The sequence below is a fragment of the Mesorhizobium sp. M7A.F.Ca.MR.148.00.0.0 genome (assembly GCF_003997735.1).
In the GTDB taxonomy this organism is placed as follows: domain Bacteria; phylum Pseudomonadota; class Alphaproteobacteria; order Rhizobiales; family Rhizobiaceae; genus Mesorhizobium.
The window spans coordinates 131,457-150,964 of record NZ_RZTB01000002.1 but is presented as its reverse complement, the minus strand read 5'-3'; the positions used below and the strand labels follow the sequence as shown (position 1 = coordinate 150,964).

Annotated in this window: 22 protein-coding genes and 1 pseudogene; 8 read left to right on the top strand and 15 right to left on the bottom strand. The window is 64.0% G+C overall.

Going from position 1 to position 19,508, the window contains the following annotated elements; translation table 11 throughout:
- The 8 genes from EOB49_RS37265 to EOB49_RS01620 all read right to left on the bottom strand — a co-directional run.
- Positions 1-287 (bottom strand): amidase family protein (locus tag EOB49_RS37265; protein WP_245472398.1); only part of this gene is annotated, 287 nt, incomplete at its 3' end.
- 1 nt (position 288) lies between these two features.
- Entirely contained in the window at positions 289-1,194 is a 906-nt protein-coding gene (locus EOB49_RS01650; protein ID WP_127379953.1) for a ribokinase, read from the bottom strand.
- A gap of 153 nt (positions 1,195-1,347) precedes the next feature.
- A complete protein-coding gene (locus tag EOB49_RS01645) occupies positions 1,348-1,830 on the bottom strand; it encodes a hypothetical protein (RefSeq protein ID WP_127379952.1) in 483 nt (160 codons plus the stop codon).
- Positions 1,805-2,314 (bottom strand): hypothetical protein, encoded by a 510-nt coding sequence (locus EOB49_RS01640; protein WP_127379951.1) that lies wholly within the window; start codon positions 2,312-2,314, stop codon positions 1,805-1,807. Before EOB49_RS01640 ends, EOB49_RS01645 begins: the two co-directional genes overlap by 26 nt.
- Positions 2,281-2,673 (bottom strand): hypothetical protein, encoded by a 393-nt coding sequence (locus tag EOB49_RS01635; RefSeq protein ID WP_127379950.1) that lies wholly within the window; start codon positions 2,671-2,673, stop codon positions 2,281-2,283. The genes EOB49_RS01640 and EOB49_RS01635 overlap by 34 nt, the downstream gene beginning before the upstream one ends.
- A gap of 21 nt (positions 2,674-2,694) precedes the next feature.
- Positions 2,695-3,165, bottom strand: a complete 471-nt coding sequence (locus tag EOB49_RS01630; protein ID WP_127328316.1) for a hypothetical protein — start codon at positions 3,163-3,165, stop codon at positions 2,695-2,697.
- Between the two features lie 221 nt (positions 3,166-3,386).
- The gene (locus tag EOB49_RS01625) at positions 3,387-4,262 is read right to left on the bottom strand and encodes a bifunctional helix-turn-helix domain-containing protein/methylated-DNA--[protein]-cysteine S-methyltransferase (protein ID WP_127379949.1); all 876 of its coding nucleotides are present in this window, start codon (positions 4,260-4,262) and stop codon (positions 3,387-3,389) included.
- A 124-nt stretch (positions 4,263-4,386) separates the two neighbouring features.
- Entirely contained in the window at positions 4,387-4,881 is a 495-nt protein-coding gene (locus EOB49_RS01620) for a DUF2244 domain-containing protein (RefSeq protein ID WP_127328318.1), read from the bottom strand.
- Between the two features lie 22 nt (positions 4,882-4,903).
- Here EOB49_RS01620 and nth point away from each other — a divergent pair, with 22 nt between their 5' ends.
- Complete coding sequence (nth, locus tag EOB49_RS01615; RefSeq protein WP_127328320.1) at positions 4,904-5,728, top strand: endonuclease III; 825 nt, start codon at positions 4,904-4,906, stop codon at positions 5,726-5,728.
- A gap of 1 nt (position 5,729) precedes the next feature.
- On the opposite strand, the gene EOB49_RS01610 is transcribed toward nth, so the two are convergent.
- The 4 genes from EOB49_RS01610 to EOB49_RS01595 all read right to left on the bottom strand — a co-directional run bounded on the left by EOB49_RS01610 (position 5,730) and on the right by EOB49_RS01595 (position 9,365).
- Positions 5,730-7,238 carry a tripartite tricarboxylate transporter permease gene (locus tag EOB49_RS01610; RefSeq protein WP_127379948.1) on the bottom strand — a complete coding sequence of 503 codons (1,509 nt, stop codon included), beginning with the start codon at positions 7,236-7,238 and terminating at the stop codon, positions 5,730-5,732.
- Positions 7,239-7,248: 10 nt separating this feature from the next.
- Entirely contained in the window at positions 7,249-7,722 is a 474-nt protein-coding gene (locus tag EOB49_RS01605) for a tripartite tricarboxylate transporter TctB family protein (protein ID WP_127379947.1), read from the bottom strand.
- Positions 7,723-7,796: 74 nt separating this feature from the next.
- Entirely contained in the window at positions 7,797-8,774 is a 978-nt protein-coding gene (locus tag EOB49_RS01600; protein ID WP_127320505.1) for a tripartite tricarboxylate transporter substrate-binding protein, read from the bottom strand.
- Positions 8,775-8,909: 135 nt separating this feature from the next.
- On the bottom strand, positions 8,910-9,365 hold the full coding sequence (locus EOB49_RS01595) for a DUF2214 family protein (protein WP_127328326.1): 456 nt from the start codon (positions 9,363-9,365) through the stop codon (positions 8,910-8,912).
- Positions 9,366-9,564: 199 nt separating this feature from the next.
- Here EOB49_RS01595 and EOB49_RS01590 point away from each other — a divergent pair, with 199 nt between their 5' ends.
- Positions 9,565-10,098: a GNAT family N-acetyltransferase gene (locus EOB49_RS01590; protein ID WP_127379946.1), complete on the top strand. Its 534-nt coding sequence runs from the start codon at positions 9,565-9,567 to the stop codon at positions 10,096-10,098.
- A gap of 138 nt (positions 10,099-10,236) precedes the next feature.
- Here EOB49_RS01590 and EOB49_RS01585 read toward each other — a convergent pair whose 3' ends face one another.
- A complete protein-coding gene (locus EOB49_RS01585; RefSeq protein ID WP_127379945.1) occupies positions 10,237-11,007 on the bottom strand; it encodes an IclR family transcriptional regulator in 771 nt (256 codons plus the stop codon).
- Between the two features lie 184 nt (positions 11,008-11,191).
- Between EOB49_RS01585 and EOB49_RS01580 the strand changes: the two genes are divergently transcribed.
- The 5 genes from EOB49_RS01580 (at position 11,192) to EOB49_RS01560 (ending at position 16,395) form a co-directional block, all read left to right on the top strand.
- Complete coding sequence (locus EOB49_RS01580) at positions 11,192-12,166, top strand: tripartite tricarboxylate transporter substrate-binding protein (protein WP_127379944.1); 975 nt, start codon at positions 11,192-11,194, stop codon at positions 12,164-12,166.
- Between the two features lie 119 nt (positions 12,167-12,285).
- Positions 12,286-12,822, top strand: a complete 537-nt coding sequence (locus tag EOB49_RS01575) for a tripartite tricarboxylate transporter TctB family protein (RefSeq protein WP_027037688.1) — start codon at positions 12,286-12,288, stop codon at positions 12,820-12,822.
- A 4-nt stretch (positions 12,823-12,826) separates the two neighbouring features.
- Positions 12,827-14,350: a tripartite tricarboxylate transporter permease gene (locus tag EOB49_RS01570; protein ID WP_023812558.1), complete on the top strand. Its 1,524-nt coding sequence runs from the start codon at positions 12,827-12,829 to the stop codon at positions 14,348-14,350.
- 15 nt (positions 14,351-14,365) lie between these two features.
- Positions 14,366-15,550 carry a CoA transferase gene (locus EOB49_RS01565; RefSeq protein WP_127379943.1) on the top strand — a complete coding sequence of 395 codons (1,185 nt, stop codon included), beginning with the start codon at positions 14,366-14,368 and terminating at the stop codon, positions 15,548-15,550.
- Positions 15,547-16,395, top strand: a complete 849-nt coding sequence (locus EOB49_RS01560) for a citryl-CoA lyase (protein WP_127379942.1) — start codon at positions 15,547-15,549, stop codon at positions 16,393-16,395. Before EOB49_RS01565 ends, EOB49_RS01560 begins: the two co-directional genes overlap by 4 nt.
- A 4-nt stretch (positions 16,396-16,399) precedes the next feature.
- Here EOB49_RS01560 and EOB49_RS01555 read toward each other — a convergent pair whose 3' ends face one another.
- Together EOB49_RS01555 and EOB49_RS01550 are read right to left on the bottom strand one after the other, a co-directional pair.
- Positions 16,400-16,876, bottom strand: coding sequence for an NUDIX hydrolase (locus EOB49_RS01555; protein ID WP_127320498.1), 477 nt, complete (start codon positions 16,874-16,876; stop codon positions 16,400-16,402).
- Positions 16,877-17,002: 126 nt separating this feature from the next.
- Positions 17,003-17,311 (bottom strand): hypothetical protein, encoded by a 309-nt coding sequence (locus EOB49_RS01550; protein WP_127270866.1) that lies wholly within the window; start codon positions 17,309-17,311, stop codon positions 17,003-17,005.
- A 1,002-nt stretch (positions 17,312-18,313) separates the two neighbouring features.
- Between EOB49_RS01550 and EOB49_RS36855 the strand changes: the two are divergent.
- Positions 18,314-19,508: pseudogene (locus tag EOB49_RS36855) on the top strand (autotransporter outer membrane beta-barrel domain-containing protein); the annotation flags it as partial.

The following is a 19,508-nucleotide window of genomic DNA, read 5'->3' as shown; positions in this document are numbered from 1 at the left end:
GCGAGATCCTTGATGGCGATGGGCAGGCCGAAGAGCGGACCCGCAGCTTCGGCTCGCGACAGGCTGGCATCGGCCGCATCGGCTTCGCGCAGGATATCGGCGCGATCGCGCAAGGAGACGATGGCGTTGACCTGCGGATTGACCGCCTCGATGCGATCGAGGAATGCCGCCACCACCTCACGCACGGAAAGCTCTCTCTCCCGGATCGCGCCGGCGAGTTCGACCGCGGACAGGCGGCAGATGTCGCTTGCCGGCGGCACGGCATGTTTCGTTTGCGGACGCAGCATTTTAACGGGTTTCCTGCAGCGCCTGATCGACGTCTTCGGCGAGCGGGATCGCCGGTTGGGCGCCAGGCTTCAGGCAGGCCAGCGAACCGGCCGCGCCAGCGCGCGCCAGCGCCTGTTCGAGCGTGAGGCCCGACGACAGGCTGGCGGCGAAATAGCCGCAGAACGTATCGCCGGCGCCTACCGTGTCGACCGGGGTGATCTTGCGCGCAGCAACGGCCAGGAACTCGGCCGGTGTCGCCGCCATCACACCGTCGCCGCCGAGCGTGACGACGATGGTGCGGCCGGTCTTTCCGGCAAAGTCGCGCATGCGGGCCGCCCGGTCGCGGCCTTGCAACGACAGCGCTTCGCCATAGAGGTCGAACTCGGTTTCGTTGGCGACGACATAGTCCGCCTTGCCGAGAAAGCCGGCTGCCTGCCCCTGGAAAGGCGCCGTGTTGAGCACGGTGATGGCGCCGGCCGCCCTTGCCTGGTCGAGGGCGGCATCGACGGTGGCCAGCGGAATCTCATTTTGCAGCAGCACGACGTCGCCTTTTTTCAGAAAGGCCTTGGAGAGATCGCCTGGCACCACGGAAGCGTTGGCGCCCGGCACCACGGCGATGATGTTCTCGCCGTCGTCGGCGACCATGATCAGTGCCGTGCCGGTCGAGGCATGAGTCTCGGCAACGCCGGACAGGTCGACCTTGCCGTCGCGCAGCAAGGCCAGTGCCTCGGCGGCGAAGCTGTCCCTGCCGACGGCGCCAACCATGCGCACCGAGGTGCCGGCGCGTGCGGCGGCCAGTGCCTGGTTGGCGCCCTTGCCCCCGGGCGCGGTGGTGAAGGCCGAGCCGCCCACCGTCTCGCCGGGGCTCGGCAAGCGGTCGACCTTGGCGATAAGGTCGAGGTTGATCGAGCCGATGACGATAATCAAGCAGGGCCTCCTGGCAACGCAAACTCAAAATATCGGAGCGTCTTCGTGCGTCCGGGCGAACGCAGATCGTTCCGATTGCGTGAAAGCTAACCTGTAAGGCCGCGGCTTGCCAGACCATGCGCATGGTCCAGTCCGATTTGAGGTTTCGTGGCCTTATTCGCAGCGCACGGTGACCGTGCCCTGATAATTGCCGGCGGGAAAGATACCGCTCGACTTGGTGGCGGTGAGGTCGATCTGCATCGCGTGGGTGCCGTTGGCAACCCTCTGCGGCACACTTCCGTTGACATCGATCCCCGAGCCATCGAGGCGGAAGACTGAAGCGAAGGTCACGTTGGTGCCGCCGCCGCTCGGCGCGGACGAGAATGCGGCAGGCGCCGGCGCCGAAACCGAATAGCAGTCAAGCAGGTTAAGTATCGAGCACAACAGGGAACTCGCCACCACGGTGGCGCTGGCGCTCGATCCGCCTGCCTGTTTGGAGCCCAGTATGCTGATGGCGGGATTGGCCTTCATCGTTCCGGACGCCCCGACCATGATGGTGCAGGTGCCGATGATCGCCGCCTGCGCCGGAAGGCAGGAACCGGCAAGTGCCGCCATCGCAAGCAGCGCGCGGCTACTGCTTCTTCTTTTTCTTGCCATCGCCTTTTCCGGTCCTGATGCTCCAGCCTTCGTTGGCCCATCCGGGCGATGCAGTCGCGGGAGCGGTGGCGGCGATGCTGGCCGTCTGGCCGTCGGCGCCGAGGCCCATTTTGAGAAGTTTCAGCTCCAGATGCAGGCGCTCGACCTCAAGCTCATAGAGGCGGCTGCAATCGACGCGCTTCGGCGTACGCCCGATCGGGATCACCACCCGGCCATAGGTGGCGACGCTGTTGTCGGACTGGCTGTTGCCTCTGATAAGACCGAGATCGACATAGGCCCCGGAGCCGGAGACGGCGGAACGGCATGTGGTGCCGTCCGCGGCACGGACCTCGTCCTGGCCCTGGGGCAAGGTGACACCGGGCAGGTTGAAGCCGCTCTCATTCTGGTTGAGGTTGTAGACGTCCTCGGCCCCGGCCGGCGAGCACGCCCAATTAACCGCGAGCGCCAGTGTCAGGACTTGCGGCGCCCAAAGAACTTTCCGCATATCTGTGCCCTTATCTGCGTCTGTTGATTGGGGAACGGGATGCTTTCGGTACAGATACGCACTTTACGCTCGGCCGCGCCGTCAAAGGGCACGACCACAAGGACAGAACGGGAAGCCTGGGAAGCCAGTTGGAAGACATCTGGAGAGATTCTGGCATCTACCGGCTGAAAATCCTGATCGTAGACGTGGATTTCGACCCGGATCTTCCGGTCGTAGGGATTGGCAGGGAAGATGCGGACCGCGAAGACGTCGGTAAAGCTGTTGATCTCGCCACGCATCGGCGACATCGATTGTGCCTTGGCGGCGATGGGCGCCAATCCGATGGCCAGTGCCGTCGCCAGGATTCGAACATGTTTCAACGCCCCCTCCTTCGCTGCGCGTCATTCGCAGCGCAGCGTTACCGTTGCCTGATAATTGCCGTTGGCGAAGCGATTGCTGCCGCCTTTGGTTCCGGCGAGGTGAACCGAGACGAGATCGGCGCCGGGTGTGGTGATGCTGGTTGCCGAGCCGGTCTCGACGATGGCATGCGCGCCGGTGGCGGAGTAGGTCGGCGTCCAGGTCGTCGACGTGCTGTCTGCCGATGGCACCGTCATGGTGGTGACGGGGTCGACGCTGAGCGACACACCTCCGGTCGTCGTCAGCGTCACGGTCCCAGCCGAGCCGCCGCTGTTGTGGGAACTGAGGGACTGGAGATCGGGGCTGGCCGTCATCGTGCCGTTGGTGGCAACGACAAGCGTGCAGGTGGGCGCGATCGTGCCATTGAAGATGACATTCTGCGTCGCGGCCAACGCGGCCTCGTCGAGGCTGGCAACCAGCAGAGCTGCGCCGCAGGCGGCGCGAAACAATGTCATCGGGACCTCCTATCAAGCCGGATCGTCCGGATTAATATGAGGGCATCATCACTTTATCGTGGTTAATTTAGAGTTACCTAAAATAACGGCGTAAAATAACAACTACAGGTACCGCAGGTTGCCCTCGGTTGCAACGGCAGAAACCACAGTCTAAATCGCGCTTATACTTAATAAGGCCGATATATCCATGTTTTCCTTCGCAATATCGAGGAAAATCGATATTACGATACCTGCCCGGCTTCCCAGCCCAGAATGGCGCGCTTGCGGGTCAGGCCCCAGTGATAGCCGGTGAGATCGCCTGATTTACCGATGGCGCGGTGACAAGGCACCACGAAAGAGAGCGGATTGGCCCCGTTGGCCGCACCGACAGCACGGCTGGCGGACGGTGCGCCGATGCTGGCCGCGATCGAGGAATAGGTGCGGGCCTTACCCATCGGGATCTTGAGCAGCGCCTCCCAGACGCGAACCTGGAAGTCGGTGCCGATCATGACGACATGCAGCGGCTGGTCGGGGCGCCACAGCGTCGGGTCGAAGATACGGGCGGCACAGGGACCGGTAGCAGTCATGTCCTCGACATAGACGGCGTTCGGCCAGCGGCTGGACATGTCGGCGAAGGCGGCGCGTTCCTCGCCGGGGTCGCTGAAGGCCAGGCCTGCAAGCCCGCGCTCGGTGGCCATGATCAGGGCGGTGCCGAACGGCGAGGAATGGAAGCCGTAGCGGATGGTGAGCCCGGCGCCGCGTGTCTTGTAGTCGCCCGGCGACATCGCCTCATGGGTGACGAACAGGTCATGCAGCCGGCCCGGGCCGGACATGCCCAGTTCGAACGAGGTCTCGAGCAGCGGCATGCCGGAATCGAGCAGCCTGCGCGCATGGTCCAGCGTCACCGCCTGCAGGAAGGCCTTGGGCGACAGGCCGGCCCAGCGGGTGAAGAGTTTTTGCAGGCCGGTCGGCGTCTCGCCGACCTCCTCGGCCAGCTCTTCAAGGGAAGGCTGATCGCGATAGTCGAGACTGATCTTCTCGATGGCACGGCGCACGATTTCGTAGTCGCTGCCTTCAGGCGTGATGTCCTTTTTGAGGACCGCGGTGTGTGTGCTCATGGAACTGTCTCCTTGAGCCGGAATATCGCCCCTCGGGGCGTCGATCGCCACCCGAAACTTGCCTTCCTGCGGCGCATACCCAGATAGGCACGGGATTCGAGCCCAGGCGCCGCTCATGGCTGGCTCAGCGTGCCTTGGCGGTCGCCAGCGCTCGCGAAAAGGCGGTGGCAAAGCTCTCGCGGGAATCGGGGTCCAGGAACGATCCGATCGGCACGTTCTGCCCTTGGCCTTCCACCGTCATCCCTGTGATGCCGATCTCGGCGTGACGGGCCACCGAAAACCGCGCCCAGAACGGATTGAAGCGATGCGCTTCCGATTTCCCCGAGGGGGCGGTCTTGCGGATGTCGAGGCTGGTGCGCGAGACCGAGACTTCCTCGCGTGCGCGAGCGGCACGATAGTTGATGCGAAAGGCGATGTAGACGGCGACCACGTCGAGGCCGAAGAAGCCGAACACCGGCCAGGCGCCGCGCGACAGGAAAACCGCGCCTGTCACCAGCCAGCCGAACAGCAGCGCGCCCATCAGGATGAAGAAGCCTGTCCGGCCCAGAGACCGGTGCGGGGTGAGTAGCGCCTGAAAGAATGGCTCGTCGGCCTGGAACGAGGCGTTTGTGTCGCTCATGAGGGGATATTATAGGAGGGAAATGGCAAGCCCCAAGTCCAAAGATTCTTCCCTGTCCAAAAAAGAGCTGTTGCCCGCACGACACGGCGGGTCGAACGCCAAGCCCCGTCCGCGGCCTGTGCGCCCCACTTCGCGCTACAGCCCGGCCGAAGTGCACGAGATATTCCGGCGCTTTTCCGTCCAGCGGCCCGAGCCGAAGGGCGAGCTCGAACATGTCAACGCCTTCACGCTGCTGGTCGCGGTGGTGCTGTCGGCGCAAGCGACGGATGCCGGCGTCAACAAGGCGACGCGGGCGCTGTTCAAGGCCGCCGATACGCCGCACAAGATGCTGGCGCTGGGGGAGGCAAGGGTCGGCGAATATATCCGCACCATCGGGCTGTGGCGCAACAAGGCGAAGAATGTGATTGCGCTGTCGGAGGCGCTGATCCGCGACCATGGCGGCGAGGTACCCGACAGTCGCGATGAATTGGTCAAGCTGCCCGGGGTCGGACGCAAGACCGCCAATGTCGTGCTCAATATGGCCTTCGGCCAGCACACGATGGCGGTCGACACGCACATTCTTCGTATCGGCAACCGGCTCGGATTGGCGCCCGGCAAGACGCCGGAACAGGTCGAGCAAGGATTGTTGAAGATCATTCCGGACGAATATATGCGCCATGCACATCACTGGCTGATCCTGCATGGCCGCTACGTCTGCAAGGCGCGCAAGCCGGATTGCCCGGCCTGCGTCATCGCCGACATCTGCAAGGCCGAGGTCAAGACGACCGATGTGCCGGCACCGCTGGTGCCGATCGCACCGCTCGACCCTGTCGAAGAGATTCAGGACCGAAGCGGAACGACGGGGTAATTCAACTCTCCTCCACAAACACCTCTTCGCGCTTTTTCTTGACCGCCGGCAGGAAGACGATGACGAGCACGGCGAGCGCGATGAGCAGCAGGCCGGCGCTGATCGGTCTGGTCAAGAAGGTGCTCGGGTCGCCGCGCGAGAGGATCATGGCGCGGCGCAGGTTTTCCTCGAGCAGCGGGCCGAGCACGAAGCCGAGCAGCAGCGGCGCCGGTTCGCAGCGCAGCTTGGTCAGGAGATAGCCGAGGAAGCCGAAGAAGGCGACGGCGTAGAGGTCGTAGACGTTGCTGTTGACGCTGTAGACGCCGATCGAGCAGAACGCCATGATGATCGGGAAAAGCACGTAATAGGGGATCGTCAGCAGCTTCACCCAAAGCCCGATCAGTGGCAGGTTGAGGACGATCAGCATCAGATTGCCGATCCACATCGAGGCGATGATGCCCCAGAACAGCGCCGGCTGTTCGGTCGCGACATTGGGGCCGGGCACGATGCCCTGGATGATCATGGCGCCGATCATCAGCGCCATGACCGGGTTGGCTGGAATGCCGAGCGTCAGCATCGGGATAAAGGAGGTCTGCGCACCGGCATTGTTGGCCGATTCCGGTCCGGCGACGCCTTCGATGGCGCCCTTGCCGAACTCCTGCGGGTTTTTCGAGACGCGTTTTTCGACCGTGTAGGACGCAAAAGCTGCCAGGATCGCGCCGCCTCCCGGCAGGATGCCGAGCGCCGAACCGATGATCGTTCCGCGCACGATGGGCGCTGCCATGCGCCGAAAGTCCTCGCGGGTCGGCATAAGGCCGGTGATCTTGCGGATCATCACGGAGCGCTCATCCTCGTTTTCGAGGTTGCGCAGGATCTCGGCGACGCCAAAGACGCCGACCGCCACCGCAACGAAATTCAACCCGTCGGCATATTCCCGGATTCCAAGCGTGAAGCGCGGCGTGCCGGTGTAGATGTCTGTGCCGACAATGCCGAGCAGCAGGCCGAGCACGACCATGGCCAGCGCCTTGACGATAGAGCCGTGGGCGAGTGCGACGGACGAAACCAAGCCGACGATCATCAGCGAAAAATACTCGGCCGCGCCGAATTTCAGCGCGATCGCCGTCAGCGGCGGGGCAAAGATGGCGACGAGGAACGTCGCCACCGTGCCGGCAAAGAACGAGCCGATGGCCGCGATCGCGAGTGCCGCTCCGGCGCGGCCGTTCCTGGCCATCTGGTAGCCGTCGATCGCGGTGACGGCGGACGAGGATTCGCCGGGCATGTTGATGAGAATGGCGGTGGTCGAGCCGCCATATTGCGCACCGTAATAGATGCCGGCGAGCATGATGAGGGAGGAGACCGGGTCGCCGATCTGGAAGGTGATGGGCAGAAGCATGGCGATGGTCGCGGTGGCGCCGATGCCGGGCAGGACGCCGATCAGCGTGCCGAGAAGGACGCCGATCAGGCAGAAACCGAGGTTGGTCAACGACGTCGCCGTCGAAAAGCCGAGCGCGAGGTTGTCGAGGAGATCCATGCTCATCGCCTCACGATGCCAACCCTGGGGCCAGCCACGGGCCGAAGCGGCGGAACGGCAGGCCGAGCGCGTAGCTGAAGACGAGGAAGGCAAACAACGTCAGGCCGGCCGACAGCAAGAGCGCGGTCAATGGCTTCATGCGGCGGCTGGCAAACGACGCGATCAGCGCCGTCAGGAAGATCGACGGGATGAATCCGAGGCCGCGCACTGTCAGGCCGAAGAAGATCGGAGCAGGCAGGATGAGCAGCATGCCGCGCCACGCAATGTGTCCGATCGCTTCGCCCTCGACGCGTACGGCCTGGACGAGAATGACCGCGCCAAGCAGGATCAGCACGATCGCCAGGACCAGCGGAAAATAGCCTGGCCCCATGCGCAAGGCGGTGCCGATTTCGAGACCGAGCGATTGCAGCGCGAACCATGCGCCGAAACCGATGAACAGGGCGGCGCACAGGCCGTTGGCCCTGTCGATCGCGAAAGGTTTCATGGTGGTTCTCCAAGCCCGCAGTGGGTAGCGATGCCGAGCGGAATAGGGGCGCTGGTGGCGCCCCTATTCAAATCTCAGTCGGCGTACTGGCCGGCGGCTTCGATGATCGGCTTCCAGCGCGCGATCTCGCTTTCCAGCTTGGCCTTCAGTGCGGCGGGCGTGGCATCGGCCTCGAGCGACGGCTTGGTGCCCAGTTCGGCGAAGCGGGCGGCGACGTTCTCGTCCTTCAGCGCGACCTGCAGCGATTTCGACAGGCGTTCGGTGATCTCGGCCGGCGTGCCCTTGGGTGCATAGAGACCATGCCAGATGCCGACCTGCACATCGGGGAGACCGCCTTCCACCGTCGTCGGCACATCCTTCAGCACATCGAGGCGTTCCGGCGAGGTGACGGCATAGGCCTTGATGGTGCCCCCCTGGATCTGCTTGGTGGTGTTGGTCGTCTGGTCGCACATGATGTCGACCTGGCCGCCGAGAAGATCGGTCATGGCCGGGCCGGTGCCCTTGTAGGGCACGGTGACCAGCGGCGTCTTGATGGCGCTCATGAACAGCATGCCGCACAGATGCGAGGCCGCACCGATGCCGGCATTTGCGACGGTAATGGAATCCTTGTTGGCCTTGGCGTACTCCACCAACCCCTTGAGGTCGGTGGGCTCCAGGTCCTTGCGGCCGACGATGGTCATCGGCACTTCGGTGACGAGGCCGACATATTCGAAGGCGTTCAGCGTGTCGTAGGCGAGCTTTCTGTACAGCGTCGCACTTGTCGCCATGCCTATATGATGGAGCAGCAGCGTATAACCGTCCGGCTCGGCGTTGGCGACGCGGCCGGCACCCAGCGTGCCGCCGGCGCCGCCGACATTTTCGACGATGACCTGCTGGCCGAGATCCTTCGACATCGCTTCGGCGACGAGGCGCGTGACCGTGTCGGTCGGGCCGCCGGCTGCAAACGGCACCACAACGGTGATGGTGCGTTCAGGATAGGTCTGCGCGCCGGCAGTGAACCCATAAAGCGCGACGGCCGCAGCAGCAGCCAGAGTGGCGACAAATCTTCTCATCGTGATCTCCTCCCAATGCGTAAATCTCCAACCGCTGCGCGGGGTCCTCTCAACACCCTGCAGATGGAGCAACAACTAGCGCAAATTAACAGATTGCAACCGGACTCAAACGGCAAACTGCTGATGGGCGCCATCCTAATAGCCGTAGCCACGCGCCATCGCGGCGGCGAAGACCGGGATGAGCAGGAAGATGAAAGCTTCGGCGCGGATGTAAGTCTTCACGGACGCAAGCTCGGCCGCCGGCACCTGGAACGAGGCATTGCCGCTCGCCTGCCTGCTCCAAGATATGAAGCGGACGGTCGGGATGATCGACAGCAGGCCGACCACGACGAACGCCGCTATCTTGGCCCAGAACACCCAATTGTGGACGTAGAATTCCCAGCCCTTGAGGCCATAGAAGACGCGGCCGATGCCGACGACGATGATCAGCGTGGCAATGATGCCGTAATGGCGGTCAATGCCGGCGAGCCTCTTGAGCGTCGCAGTGCCCAGATCGCCGCGGATCAGGACGAATTCGGCGCCGATGATTCCCGCCAGCGAAAACACCAGCAGATGATGGAAGATCGCAAGCACAAGATCGGTGGTGTCCATGCTCTTCCCCTGGGTTTGACGGCAGCAATGCGCGCCTGAAAGGTCGCGCTGGCAGGCGTTGAATCGGCCTGCCGTGAAAAAATAACACCGTCTCGCAAAATTCCCATAGCGGCGCCTGGATGATGGGCCGTGTTGCGCTGGCCCCTTGCGCCGCACCGGCGATTTGCTAAGCGCTGGCGATCCGTACAAGGCAGATCCCATGAACAATCCACAAGCGACCAGCGCCCCTGTCATCGAAACGAAGCGCACCATCCTGCGGGCACACCGGCTGGATGATTTCGACACCTATGCCGCGATGTGGACCGATCCCGTCGTCACCCGCTTCATCGGCGGCAAACCGCGCACGCGCGAAGAAAGCTGGATGCGCTTCCTGCGTCACGCCGGCTTATGGTCGCTGCTCGGCTATGGCTTCTGGGCGATCGAGGAGAAGGCGACCGGACGCTTCATCGGCGAGGCCGGGTTTCACGACCTGAAGCGCGACATGGAACCATCGATCGAAGGCATTCCCGAGGCCGGGTGGGCGCTGGTTCCGGCCGTGCACGGGGCGGGCTTCGCCACCGAGGTGGTTGGCCGCATCCTGGCGTGGAGCGAAGAGATTTTCGGGCGCGAGAAGACCGTCTGTATCATCGATCCGGAAAACGGCGCGTCGCTGAGGGTGGCTGCGAAGTGCGGTTACCGGGAAGTGGTGAAGACCACCTATCACGACACTCCGACCATCCTGCTGGCGCGGTGACCCGAGCGGCGCGGCCAGCCGCTGTCGGCGCCGGCATGATGGAGGCTGTCGCCAGCAATGATGACGAGGCGGGCCGCGCCAAGAACCGCTGTGGCCTGGTCAAATTGACTTGAGCGGGGCTTCCAACGAGGACGTGTTCTACGGCATGGCGTCCGCTGCCAGGCTTGCCCGCTCGAGCATGGAGGCGTCCTCGCCGAAGGCGCGGGTGGCGCGGGCCGCCGCCTCGAGCAGCGGACGCTTCATGCGCTGCAGAAATGCCGCGTCGACGCGCGTGCTGGGTCCAGCCAGGGTCAAGGCGCCGAGCAGGACGCCTCCCGGGCCGAACACCGGCGCCGACACGCCCCCCGTCTCAGGGTCCCGGTCGCCTACGGCGAGGCAGTTGCAGGTCTTGCGGATGGTCTCGTACGGTTCGCCCTGCTGGCCCGAAAACGCTGCAAGCACGCGGCCGCCGGAGCCGAGCAGCAAAGGCAATACGTCGCCTTCGCGTATCGTGTAGCGGATCGGGTGCTTGGATTCGACGCGGTAGAGACAGGTGCGGACGTCGCCCGAGCGAACATAGAAGGCAACGCTCTCCCAGCTTCGCTCGGAAAGATCGCGCATGATCGGCAGCAGGATATCGACCGCCACGACCGAACGCTGGTAGAGCGCACCGAGCCGAAAGGTCGCGGGTCCGACGCGGTAGCGCCCATTGTCGAGGCGCTCGAGCAATCGTCCGCGCATGAGGGAATTCGCAAGCCGCAGGATGGTGCTCTTGTAGAGGCCGGTGCGCGCCGCGATTTCGGCCAGGCTGAGCGACCGGTCATCCGTGGTGAAGGTATCGAGGATGGCAATGGCTCGATCAAGCGCGGCAACACCGTCCGCCGAGGTGCGATCTATTTCCCCATCTGCCGATTTGCTTGGCGAGTCCATGGTGGTTCCAGTTTGAAGAAAGCCGAGCGACGCGACTCTGTCGCGCCGCCAAATCGTTCTGTCCAGTAGAATATCGTTTCCGTTGACAGAACTCCGTAACATCTGCTTGAAATCGATGACGGGTCTGGATGCAGGCGCGTTTTGGCGGGCACCGGAGGAGGTGTCGTGATTTGGAGGAATCCCCATGCTGAACAGACGCAGATTTTTGATGAGCACCGCAGCCGTGGGTGCCGGGCTGATGACGTCGCATCTTTCTCCCGCTTACGCCGAAGGCGCGCCCCAGATACAGCTCTTCGTGCCTGCCGCACCGGGTGGCGGCTGGGACCAGACGGCGCGCACGATCGACCAGGTGCTGCGCAGTGAAAAGCTGATCTCGGGTTCGCAGATCACCAATGTCGGCGGCGCCGGCGGCACTGTCGGGCTGCCGCAATTCATCAGCCAGTGGAACGGCAAAGGCAATTCCCTGATGGTTGCCGGCATGGTCATGGTTGGCGCCATCATTGCCAACAAGGCCGCGAACAATCTGACGCAAGTCACCCCGATCGCCCGCCTCACCGGCGAGTTCGAGGCCCTGGTCGTGCCGGCGGAGTCACCGTTCAAGACGGCCGCTGATTTCGTCGCCGCGCTCAAGGCCGATCCGACAAAGGTTCCCGTCGCCGGCGGCTCCGCCGGCGGTTCGGATCACATCTTGTTCGGCTTGATTGCCAAGACGGTCGGTGTGCCGGCGACAAATCTGTCCTACGTGCCGTTCGCCGGCGGCGGTGAGGCGTTGTCGGCGCTGCTCGGCAACCAGGTCGCGGCCGGCATCTCCGGCTTTGGCGAGTTCTCCGAGCAGGTCAAGGCGGGCGCGCTGCGGCTGCTCGCCATCTCGGCTGACAAGCGCCAGGACGGCATCGATGCGCCGACGCTGAAGGAGACCGGCATCGATGTCGAGCTGTTCAACTGGCGCGGCGTCTTCGCACCGCCGGGCATTTCCGACGCCGACAAGGCGGCGATGGTCACAATGATCGAGACCATGGCCAAGAGCGATGCATGGGCAACCGAATGCAAAAACCGCAACTGGACGCCCATCCTTTTGACTGGCGACGACTACGCAAAATTCCTCACCGAGGACACGGCCCGCATCACCGCGATCCTCAAGGATCTCGGCCTCGCCTGATGTCTTCAGGGGGCGGTTAGAGTGCCGCCCCCTTCCCATCTCGCCTGCCGCATGGACATATGATGCGGCGAAACTGCGGATGCGGCCGGCTGGAGGATGCCGGCCATGGGAGGATACCGATGAGCACCAGCGACCAGCAGGCGGCGCCGTGGCGCCTTGCCGTGCCGGAATTGTTGATAGGCATCGGGCTCCTGGCCTGCGCCGGCGCCGTCGCCTGGCAGACGCTGGCAATCCCGGTGTCGCCGCTCTACTCCAAGGTCGGCCCGACCGTCTTTCCCTACCTCACCATGTTCGGCCTGGTGGTTCTTTCGCTGTTGCTCATCCTTGCCGCGCTTCGCGGCGGCTGGCAGCCGGAGGAGGAAAAGGAGACGCCGACCGACTGGAAGGCGATGGGCTTCGTCGTCATCGGCCTGATCGCCAATCTGCTGCTCATCCGGCCGCTCGGCTTCACGGCGGCATCCGTCATCATGTTCGTTCTGGTCTGCTACGGCTTCGGCAGCAAGCGCACGCTGCGTGACGCAGTGCTCGGCCTGATCCTGGCGCTGGCCGCCTATTTCGGCTTCGCCAGGGCGCTTGGCGTCAACATCGGTGCCGGTTTCATCGAGAACCAGTTGAACACGGTCATCGATGCGTTCATCACCATGTTGAGGGGCTGACGCCATGGAAACGCTCGGACATCTCGCACATGGCTTCTCGGTTGCCTTCACCCCGGTCAACCTTCTGTGGTGCCTGCTTGGCACCACACTCGGTACCGCCATCGGCGTGCTGCCCGGTCTTGGACCGGCGCTGACCATCGCGCTGCTTTTGCCGATCACCTATCAGGTGGCGCCGGAAGCATCCTTCATCCTGTTCGCCGGCATCTACTACGGCGCCATGTATGGTGGTTCGACGACGTCGATCCTGCTCAACACGCCCGGCGAAAGCGCCACCATCGTCACTGCGTTGGAAGGCAACAGGATGGCGCGCTCCGGGCGCGGCGGCGCGGCACTCGCCACCTCCGCGATAGGCTCGTTCGTCGCCGGCACGATCGGCACGATGGGCGTCGCTTTCCTGGCGCCGGTGGTGGTCAAATTCGCATTGGCCTTTGGTCCGGCCGAATATTTCTCTTTGATGGTGCTGGCCTTCATCACCGTTTCGGCGGTGCTCGGCTCGTCTTCCGTACGCGGCCTGACCAGCCTGTTCGCTGGCTTCGTCATCGGCATGATCGGCGTCGACCTGCAGACCGGCCAGCCGCGCTTCACCTTCGGCACGAACGAACTGCTTGATGGCGTCGATGTCATCATTGCCGCGGTTGGCCTGTTTGCCGTCGGCGAGACGCTCTACATGGCCTCGCGCCGCTATGCCGGCAAGGACGAGATCGTGCCGCTGAAGGGCTCGCTCTACATGACGGCGGCCGAGTGGGGGCGTTCGTGGAAACCCTGGCTGCGCGGCGCTGCGATCGGCTTCCCGATCGGCGCCATGCCGGCCGGCGGCGCCGAAATCCCGACCTTCCTGTCCTATGCCATCGAAAAGAAGCTGTCGAAGCACAAGGAGGAGTTCGGCACCGTCGGCGCCATCGAAGGCGTTGCCGGCCCCGAGGCTGCCAACAATGCCTCCGCAGCCGGCGTGCTGGTGCCTATGCTGACGCTTGGCCTGCCGACCTCCGCGACCGCGGCGATCATGCTGTCGGCCTTCCAAAGCTACGGCATCAATCCCGGGCCGCTGCTTCTCACGACCCAGGGCGATCTCGTCTGGGGGCTGATCGCCAGCCTGTTCATCGCCAACGTCATCCTGGTCATCCTCAACCTGCCGCTGATCGGGCTCTGGGTGCGGTTGCTGAAAATCCCGGCGCCGCAGCTTTATGCCGGCATCCTGGTGTTCGCCACGGTCGGCACCTATGGCATCTCGCAATCGCCCATCGACCTCGTCATCCTCTATCTCCTGGGGGCCGCCGGCTTCCTGATGCGGCGCTTCGATTTCCCGACCGCGCCCGTCATTATCGGCATGATCCTTGGACCGCTCGCCGAAACCCAGTTCCGCCGGGCGATGACCATCTCGAATGGCGACTGGTCGGTGTTTTACACCCACAAGCTGTCGCTGACGCTGCTGACGCTCGCCTTCATCGGCCTTGCCGGCCCGCATATCTGGGCCTTCATCGAGCATCGGCGTCGGCGCGGACCGGAGCATGTGCCCGGCGATGCCTGATCGATCCATGATGCCATGACAGAATTGCTTTCCGGTATCCGCGTCCTCGACCTGACCAACGTCCTGGCCGGTCCCTACTGCGCCTATCAGCTGGCGCTGCTCGGCGCCGATGTGATCAAGGTCGAGGCGCCGCAAGGCGGCGACCTGGCCCGCCAGCTCGGCGGCTCGCCAAAGCTGAACAGCGCCGGCATGGGCGCATCGTTCCTGGCGCAGAACGCCGGCAAACGGTCGGTGGTGCTCGACCTCAAGCAGCAAGCCGATCGCGAGCGCTTTTTCGATCTGGTGGCCAGCGCCGACGCCCTGGTGGAGAATTTCCGCCCGGGCGTGATGGATCGGCTGGGGCTTGGTTACGAGGCGCTGAAGACGGTCCGTCCAGGCCTCGTCTATTGTGCGATATCGGGTTTCGGCCAGACCGGGCCGATGCGCGACAATCCCGCCTATGACCAGATCATCCAGGGCCTGTCGGGGATCATGAGCATCACCGGAACACCGGAAACGGCGCCGCTGCGGGTCGGCTATCCGGTGGCCGACACGCTTGGCGGACTGGTCGGCGCGTTCGCCATTACCTCGGCGCTGGTGCGGCAGAAGACGAGCGGCGAGGGTGCCTTTCTCGACGTCTCGATGCTCGAATGCACACTTTCCGCGCTTGGCTGGCCGGTTTCCAACTATCTGACCGCAGGCATCGACCCCAAGCCGATGGGCAATGAGAACATGACGGCGGCACCCTCCGGTACGTTTCGCACCGGCGACGGGCTCGTCAACATCGCCGCCAACAAGCAGGAGCAGTTCGTGGCGCTGTGCCGGCTGATCGGCCGGCCGGAACTGGCCTCCGATGTCCGCTTTGCCGAGCGCGAGACGCGCAAGCGCAACCGTGCGGCGCTTAAAGTCGAAATCGAGGACGCCCTGGCGGGCGCCTCGGCGGCTGCCTGGGAAGAGATGCTCAATCGTGCCGGCGTGCCTGCCGGCAGGGTGCTGACGATCCCGCAAGTGCTGGCCGAGCCGCAAGTACTCGAACGCCGGGTGACCGCGAATTTCGACGATGTGGCCGGCATGGACAAGCCGCTGACCGTTCTGCGCGGCGGCTTCATGGTCGATGGCGAGGCGCCGTTGCCGACAAAGCCGCCGCCGGCGCTCGGCGAACATATGGGCGAGGTGTTCGCCGACCTGCCACCCCGCGCCAAGGCAAAGGCACGCGCATGAGCGACACGGAGAAGACGGGCCGTGAGCGCGGCGAGGAATGGTGGCAGACCGACATCATCGAGATGCGGCCTGGTGTCATCCGGCTGCGCGGCTACGAGATCCAGGATCTGATCGGCCGCGTCAGCTTCCCGGCTGTCATCTGGCTGATGCTGCGCGGCGAACTGCCCGGCGAGGACCAGGCAGAGTTGCTCGGCATTGCCTTGGGAGCCGCCGTCGACCACGGACCGCAAGCGCCATCGATCGCCATCGCGCGCATGGCCGCAACCTGTGGCGTCGATATCAACAGCGCCATGGCCTCGGCCATCAACGTTCTCGGCGACGTGCACGGTGGCGCCGGCGAGCAGGCGCTTTCCTTCTATGGTGACATTGCCGTGGCGATCGATGCCGGGATGACGCTGAATGAAGCGGTCTCGGCGCGGCTCGACCGGTTCTTCGCCGAGGAGAAGGGCTATGTGCCGGGGCTCGGACATCGCTTCCATCCCGTCGACCCGCGCGCGCCGCGTTTGCTGGAACTGACCCGCGAATTTGCCGCACGCGGTGCCGTCAACGGACGTTTCGTCGATATTGCAGAAGCGATCGAGGCGGACGTCGCGCGACGCAAGAGGAAAAAAATACCGCTCAACATCGATGGCGCTACCGCCGTCATCTATGGCGAACTCGGTTTTCCGCCAGCGCTGACGCGAGGGCTTTTCGTGCTGTCGCGCTCGGTCGGCATCCTTGCGCATGCCTGGGAGCAGTCGCAGCAGGCCGAGCGAAACAAAGGGCCGCTGCCGCGCGAATGGCTGTGGACCTATACCGGCACGCCGGTGCGGCCGTTTCCCGAAAGCGATGAGCCTGGCGAGTGAGGCTTTACGCCTGGTCCACCTGCATAGGCTGAGGAAGCTTCAGCGTCTTCACCAACGTTGAAAGATCCGGCTCGTCGATGAGCATGGCTGCGTCGGCTGGCGCCAGCCAGGCCCGCTGGCGTCGTTTGGCTTCCTGCCAGTCGGCCAGTTCCTCGCTCACCTCGAGCAGATAGACGATGACGTCGACGCGGACAAAGCGATTGGCCAGCCGCTTCCAGTAGGAATAGGTGCCCGCCGGCTGCTTCAGCGTCTTGCCGAGCACGCCGGCTTCCTCCTGTGCCTCGATGGTGGCCGCCTTGCGTCCGCTCTTGCCCTTCATCGGCCAGCCCTTGGGGACGATGAAGCGCCTGGTGGTACGCGACGTGACCAGCATGACCTCGATGTCGCCGCGCGCGGTCAGCCGAAAGGGAATAGCCGCCACCTGGCGGATCCTCTCGCCCTTCTTTGCCTTGCGTACGGCCTTTTTCTTGGTGGCTGCCATTCGTCAATCCAGTCGATGCAATGCCGCATAGCGCGACGAGGCATCGTTGCAAAACCAAAACTTCGCATGTGCCGAAAGACACTCGAAATACCTAAGTCGGCTAAATAAACGAAAAAGGCCTTGATGTCAGCGGCAATTGCTCACGGCGGTGGTGCCGATTATCTGGGTCTGGCAGCTTGGCTTGAGCTGCTGCACGACCGGGGGCGGCTGCTGAACGATCTGGCGGTCCTGGGCGCGGTACTGCTGCTGTTGCTGCTGATATTGCTGCCGTTGTATCCTGTTTTGCAGGATTTGCAGGTCATTCTGCCGGATCAGCGCATTGTTGCCGGTAGCGGAATTGAGCGCCTGTGCGGAAGCCGGCAGGCAAACGCCCGCCAGCACTGCCGTGGCCAGCATTGCCACTGTGAAGATCGTTGATGGCCGAAGTGCCGACATTCGCTCATTCCCGCGCAAAAAACTCTGCCCACTGATATAGGACGTTTGCGCGGCGATGCCATGGCCAGCGGGTCGAGCATCACGAAATCGGGCAGTCCGATCGCTTTGTTCTGCGATTCCAGCAGTGAACCGCAGATAGTCGTCATATGACGACTATGAAACGTCAGCGGCTTTAGTCAGTGTCCGCACGTAAATTTTCGGTTTCATCCGGCATAAGTTGATGTATTTTCTAACTGAGTCAGAGCTCCGCAAGTGGGAATGCGGATGCTCTGTTTTAATGCATTAAACCTTATTGCGCAGTGCCGGCATCCTTATTGCAATTGCATGAGCATAGCGGTGGCGTCGCCTTAAGCAGGCATTGAGGCGCGCCCCCGTAAAACGGGGGGTAAGTGCATGGCTTTGTTTTCAAAGCGTGGTGGCTTTGCCATCAACGCGCATTCGCGGTTCCGGGTTCCGGTATCGACGCTGCCAATGCCCATGTGGCAGAGGTATCCCAGCAAGCTGGGCTTGCCCGCCAAGCGCTGCCCGGCAGTTCGCCTTGTTCGCTTCGTGCGGCGCAAGCGTGGACTTTGTTCAAACTTGGACCGGTGGCACGTGCGCAAGAAGCGTCTGGCTCGGGTCGCCGTCGCCGGCCAGGTGTGATTGCCGGACGGTTGATGGTCCTCCTCGGCGCCACCGCGCTGGTGGGTTTTCCGCCGATACCGGCGGCGCATGCTCAGTTCGTCATAGACGAGAACGGCCCGGATGCTCCGGACAGGGGACCTGGTGGCTTTGACGCAGATGGCGATAATGGCGATCCCGGCGGATCGATTACAAATGCGACCCCTGGAGCCGTAAACAACGCTCCGCAGATAAACGTCAACGCATCTGGATTTGTCGGCACTGCCAATGGCGGCGACGGCGGCGACGACGGCGACGGCCTGGCTGGAACGCCCATTGAACCAATGGTGGTGAGGGCGGCAATGGCGGCGTGGGTGATCCGTCGACATTCTCAACAACGCTGTGATTTCGACCATCGGCACGGGACATCATGGCTTCGAAGCTTCTGCGGTCGGTGGCAATGGCGGCAGTGGCGGCGGCGCCCTTCAGGCGATCGCGAACCTCGGCGGCGACGCCGGAAGCGGCAATACCGGCGGCAGCGCCAACGCCGTTGCGTCTGGCACCAGCGACATCACGACGACGGGCGACTTCTCCTACGGCATCTTTTCCAACGCCAGCGGCGGCAATGGCGGCCAGGGCGGTGACAACATCGTCAGTCTCGGCGTCGATGCTGGTGACGGCGGTGATGGCGCTTCCGGTGGCACCGCATCGGCAAGCAACGCCGGCAAGGTGGAAACATCGGGATTGGCCTCTTATGGCATGCTGGTGCGGTCGGCAGGTGGTGTGGGTGGCAATGGCGCCGATGGCGTCGGGGTCGTCAGCGGCGGCGGCAATGGCGGCGGCGCCACTTTGGGCGGAAATGCCACGGGCAGCAATTCGGGCAGCATCATAACGCATGGTGATTTCGCCAGCGGCATGGCCGTACAGTCGGTCGGCGGCGGCGGTGGTGGCGGCGGCGACGCCTTCGGCCTGTTCGGCGGCGGTGGCACCGGCGGCGCGGGCAATGATGGCGCCAATGCAACCGGTACCAACACCGGCAACATCACCACCGATGGCCGGGGTGCTATTGGCATGCTGGTCGAATCGATCGGTGGCGGCGGCGGCGATGGCGGCGGCGCAGCCGGCATCGTGTCGATCGGCGGCACAGCCGGCGGCGGCGGCAAGGGCGGGACTGTCATCGCCAATGTCGGCGGCACGATAACAACTGGCGCTGACGGCAGCGGCGACGGCGCGCATGGCGTTCTGGCTCAGTCGGTCGGTGGTGGTGGCGGCAATGGCGGCTTTGCCCTGTCGGTCGCCCCGGCAGTCGCTGTCGCGATCGGCGGCGGCGGCGGAACCGGCGGCAATGCCGGAGCCGTCAACGTCAACCAGGCCGCGACCGGTCCGACGGTCGACACCAACGGTCGTTCGGCCATCGGCATCCTCGCACAGTCTGTGGGTGGCGGCGGCGGCAATGGCGGTGGCGCCTTTGCGCTTGGCGGCATCGTGTCTGTTTCGGTGGGCGGCAGCGGCAGCGCGGCCGGCAACGGAGACGAGGTCACCTACAACATCGCAAACGCCAAGGTCACGACGCGCGGCACCGATTCCATCGGCATCC

Excerpts from the sequence above, each read along its gene's own strand:
- EOB49_RS01585 (WP_127379945.1), bottom strand. The coding sequence starts at position 11,007 with ATGGACTCGCCAAGCAAATCGGCAGATGGGGAAATAGATCGCACCTCG.
- EOB49_RS01640 (WP_127379951.1), bottom strand. The coding sequence starts at position 2,314 with ATGCGGAAAGTTCTTTGGGCGCCGCAAGTCCTGACACTGGCGCTCGCG.
- nth (WP_127328320.1), top strand. The coding sequence starts at position 4,904 with ATGGCAAGCCCCAAGTCCAAAGATTCTTCCCTGTCCAAAAAAGAGCTG.
- EOB49_RS01630 (WP_127328316.1), bottom strand. The coding sequence starts at position 3,165 with ATGACATTGTTTCGCGCCGCCTGCGGCGCAGCTCTGCTGGTTGCCAGC.
- EOB49_RS01550 (WP_127270866.1), bottom strand. The coding sequence starts at position 17,311 with ATGTCGGCACTTCGGCCATCAACGATCTTCACAGTGGCAATGCTGGCC.
- EOB49_RS01610 (WP_127379948.1), bottom strand. The coding sequence starts at position 7,238 with ATGGATCTCCTCGACAACCTCGCGCTCGGCTTTTCGACGGCGACGTCG.
- EOB49_RS01645 (WP_127379952.1), bottom strand. The coding sequence starts at position 1,830 with ATGGCAAGAAAAAGAAGAAGCAGTAGCCGCGCGCTGCTTGCGATGGCG.
- EOB49_RS01620 (WP_127328318.1), bottom strand. The coding sequence starts at position 4,881 with ATGAGCGACACAAACGCCTCGTTCCAGGCCGACGAGCCATTCTTTCAG.
- EOB49_RS01570 (WP_023812558.1), top strand. The coding sequence starts at position 12,827 with ATGGAAACGCTCGGACATCTCGCACATGGCTTCTCGGTTGCCTTCACC.
- EOB49_RS01595 (WP_127328326.1), bottom strand. The coding sequence starts at position 9,365 with ATGGACACCACCGATCTTGTGCTTGCGATCTTCCATCATCTGCTGGTG.
- EOB49_RS01605 (WP_127379947.1), bottom strand. The coding sequence starts at position 7,722 with ATGAAACCTTTCGCGATCGACAGGGCCAACGGCCTGTGCGCCGCCCTG.
- EOB49_RS01625 (WP_127379949.1), bottom strand. The coding sequence starts at position 4,262 with ATGAGCACACACACCGCGGTCCTCAAAAAGGACATCACGCCTGAAGGC.
- EOB49_RS01590 (WP_127379946.1), top strand. The coding sequence starts at position 9,565 with ATGAACAATCCACAAGCGACCAGCGCCCCTGTCATCGAAACGAAGCGC.
- EOB49_RS01565 (WP_127379943.1), top strand. The coding sequence starts at position 14,366 with ATGACAGAATTGCTTTCCGGTATCCGCGTCCTCGACCTGACCAACGTC.
- EOB49_RS01555 (WP_127320498.1), bottom strand. The coding sequence starts at position 16,876 with ATGGCAGCCACCAAGAAAAAGGCCGTACGCAAGGCAAAGAAGGGCGAG.
- EOB49_RS01580 (WP_127379944.1), top strand. The coding sequence starts at position 11,192 with ATGCTGAACAGACGCAGATTTTTGATGAGCACCGCAGCCGTGGGTGCC.
- EOB49_RS01600 (WP_127320505.1), bottom strand. The coding sequence starts at position 8,774 with ATGAGAAGATTTGTCGCCACTCTGGCTGCTGCTGCGGCCGTCGCGCTT.
- EOB49_RS01575 (WP_027037688.1), top strand. The coding sequence starts at position 12,286 with ATGAGCACCAGCGACCAGCAGGCGGCGCCGTGGCGCCTTGCCGTGCCG.
- EOB49_RS01560 (WP_127379942.1), top strand. The coding sequence starts at position 15,547 with ATGAGCGACACGGAGAAGACGGGCCGTGAGCGCGGCGAGGAATGGTGG.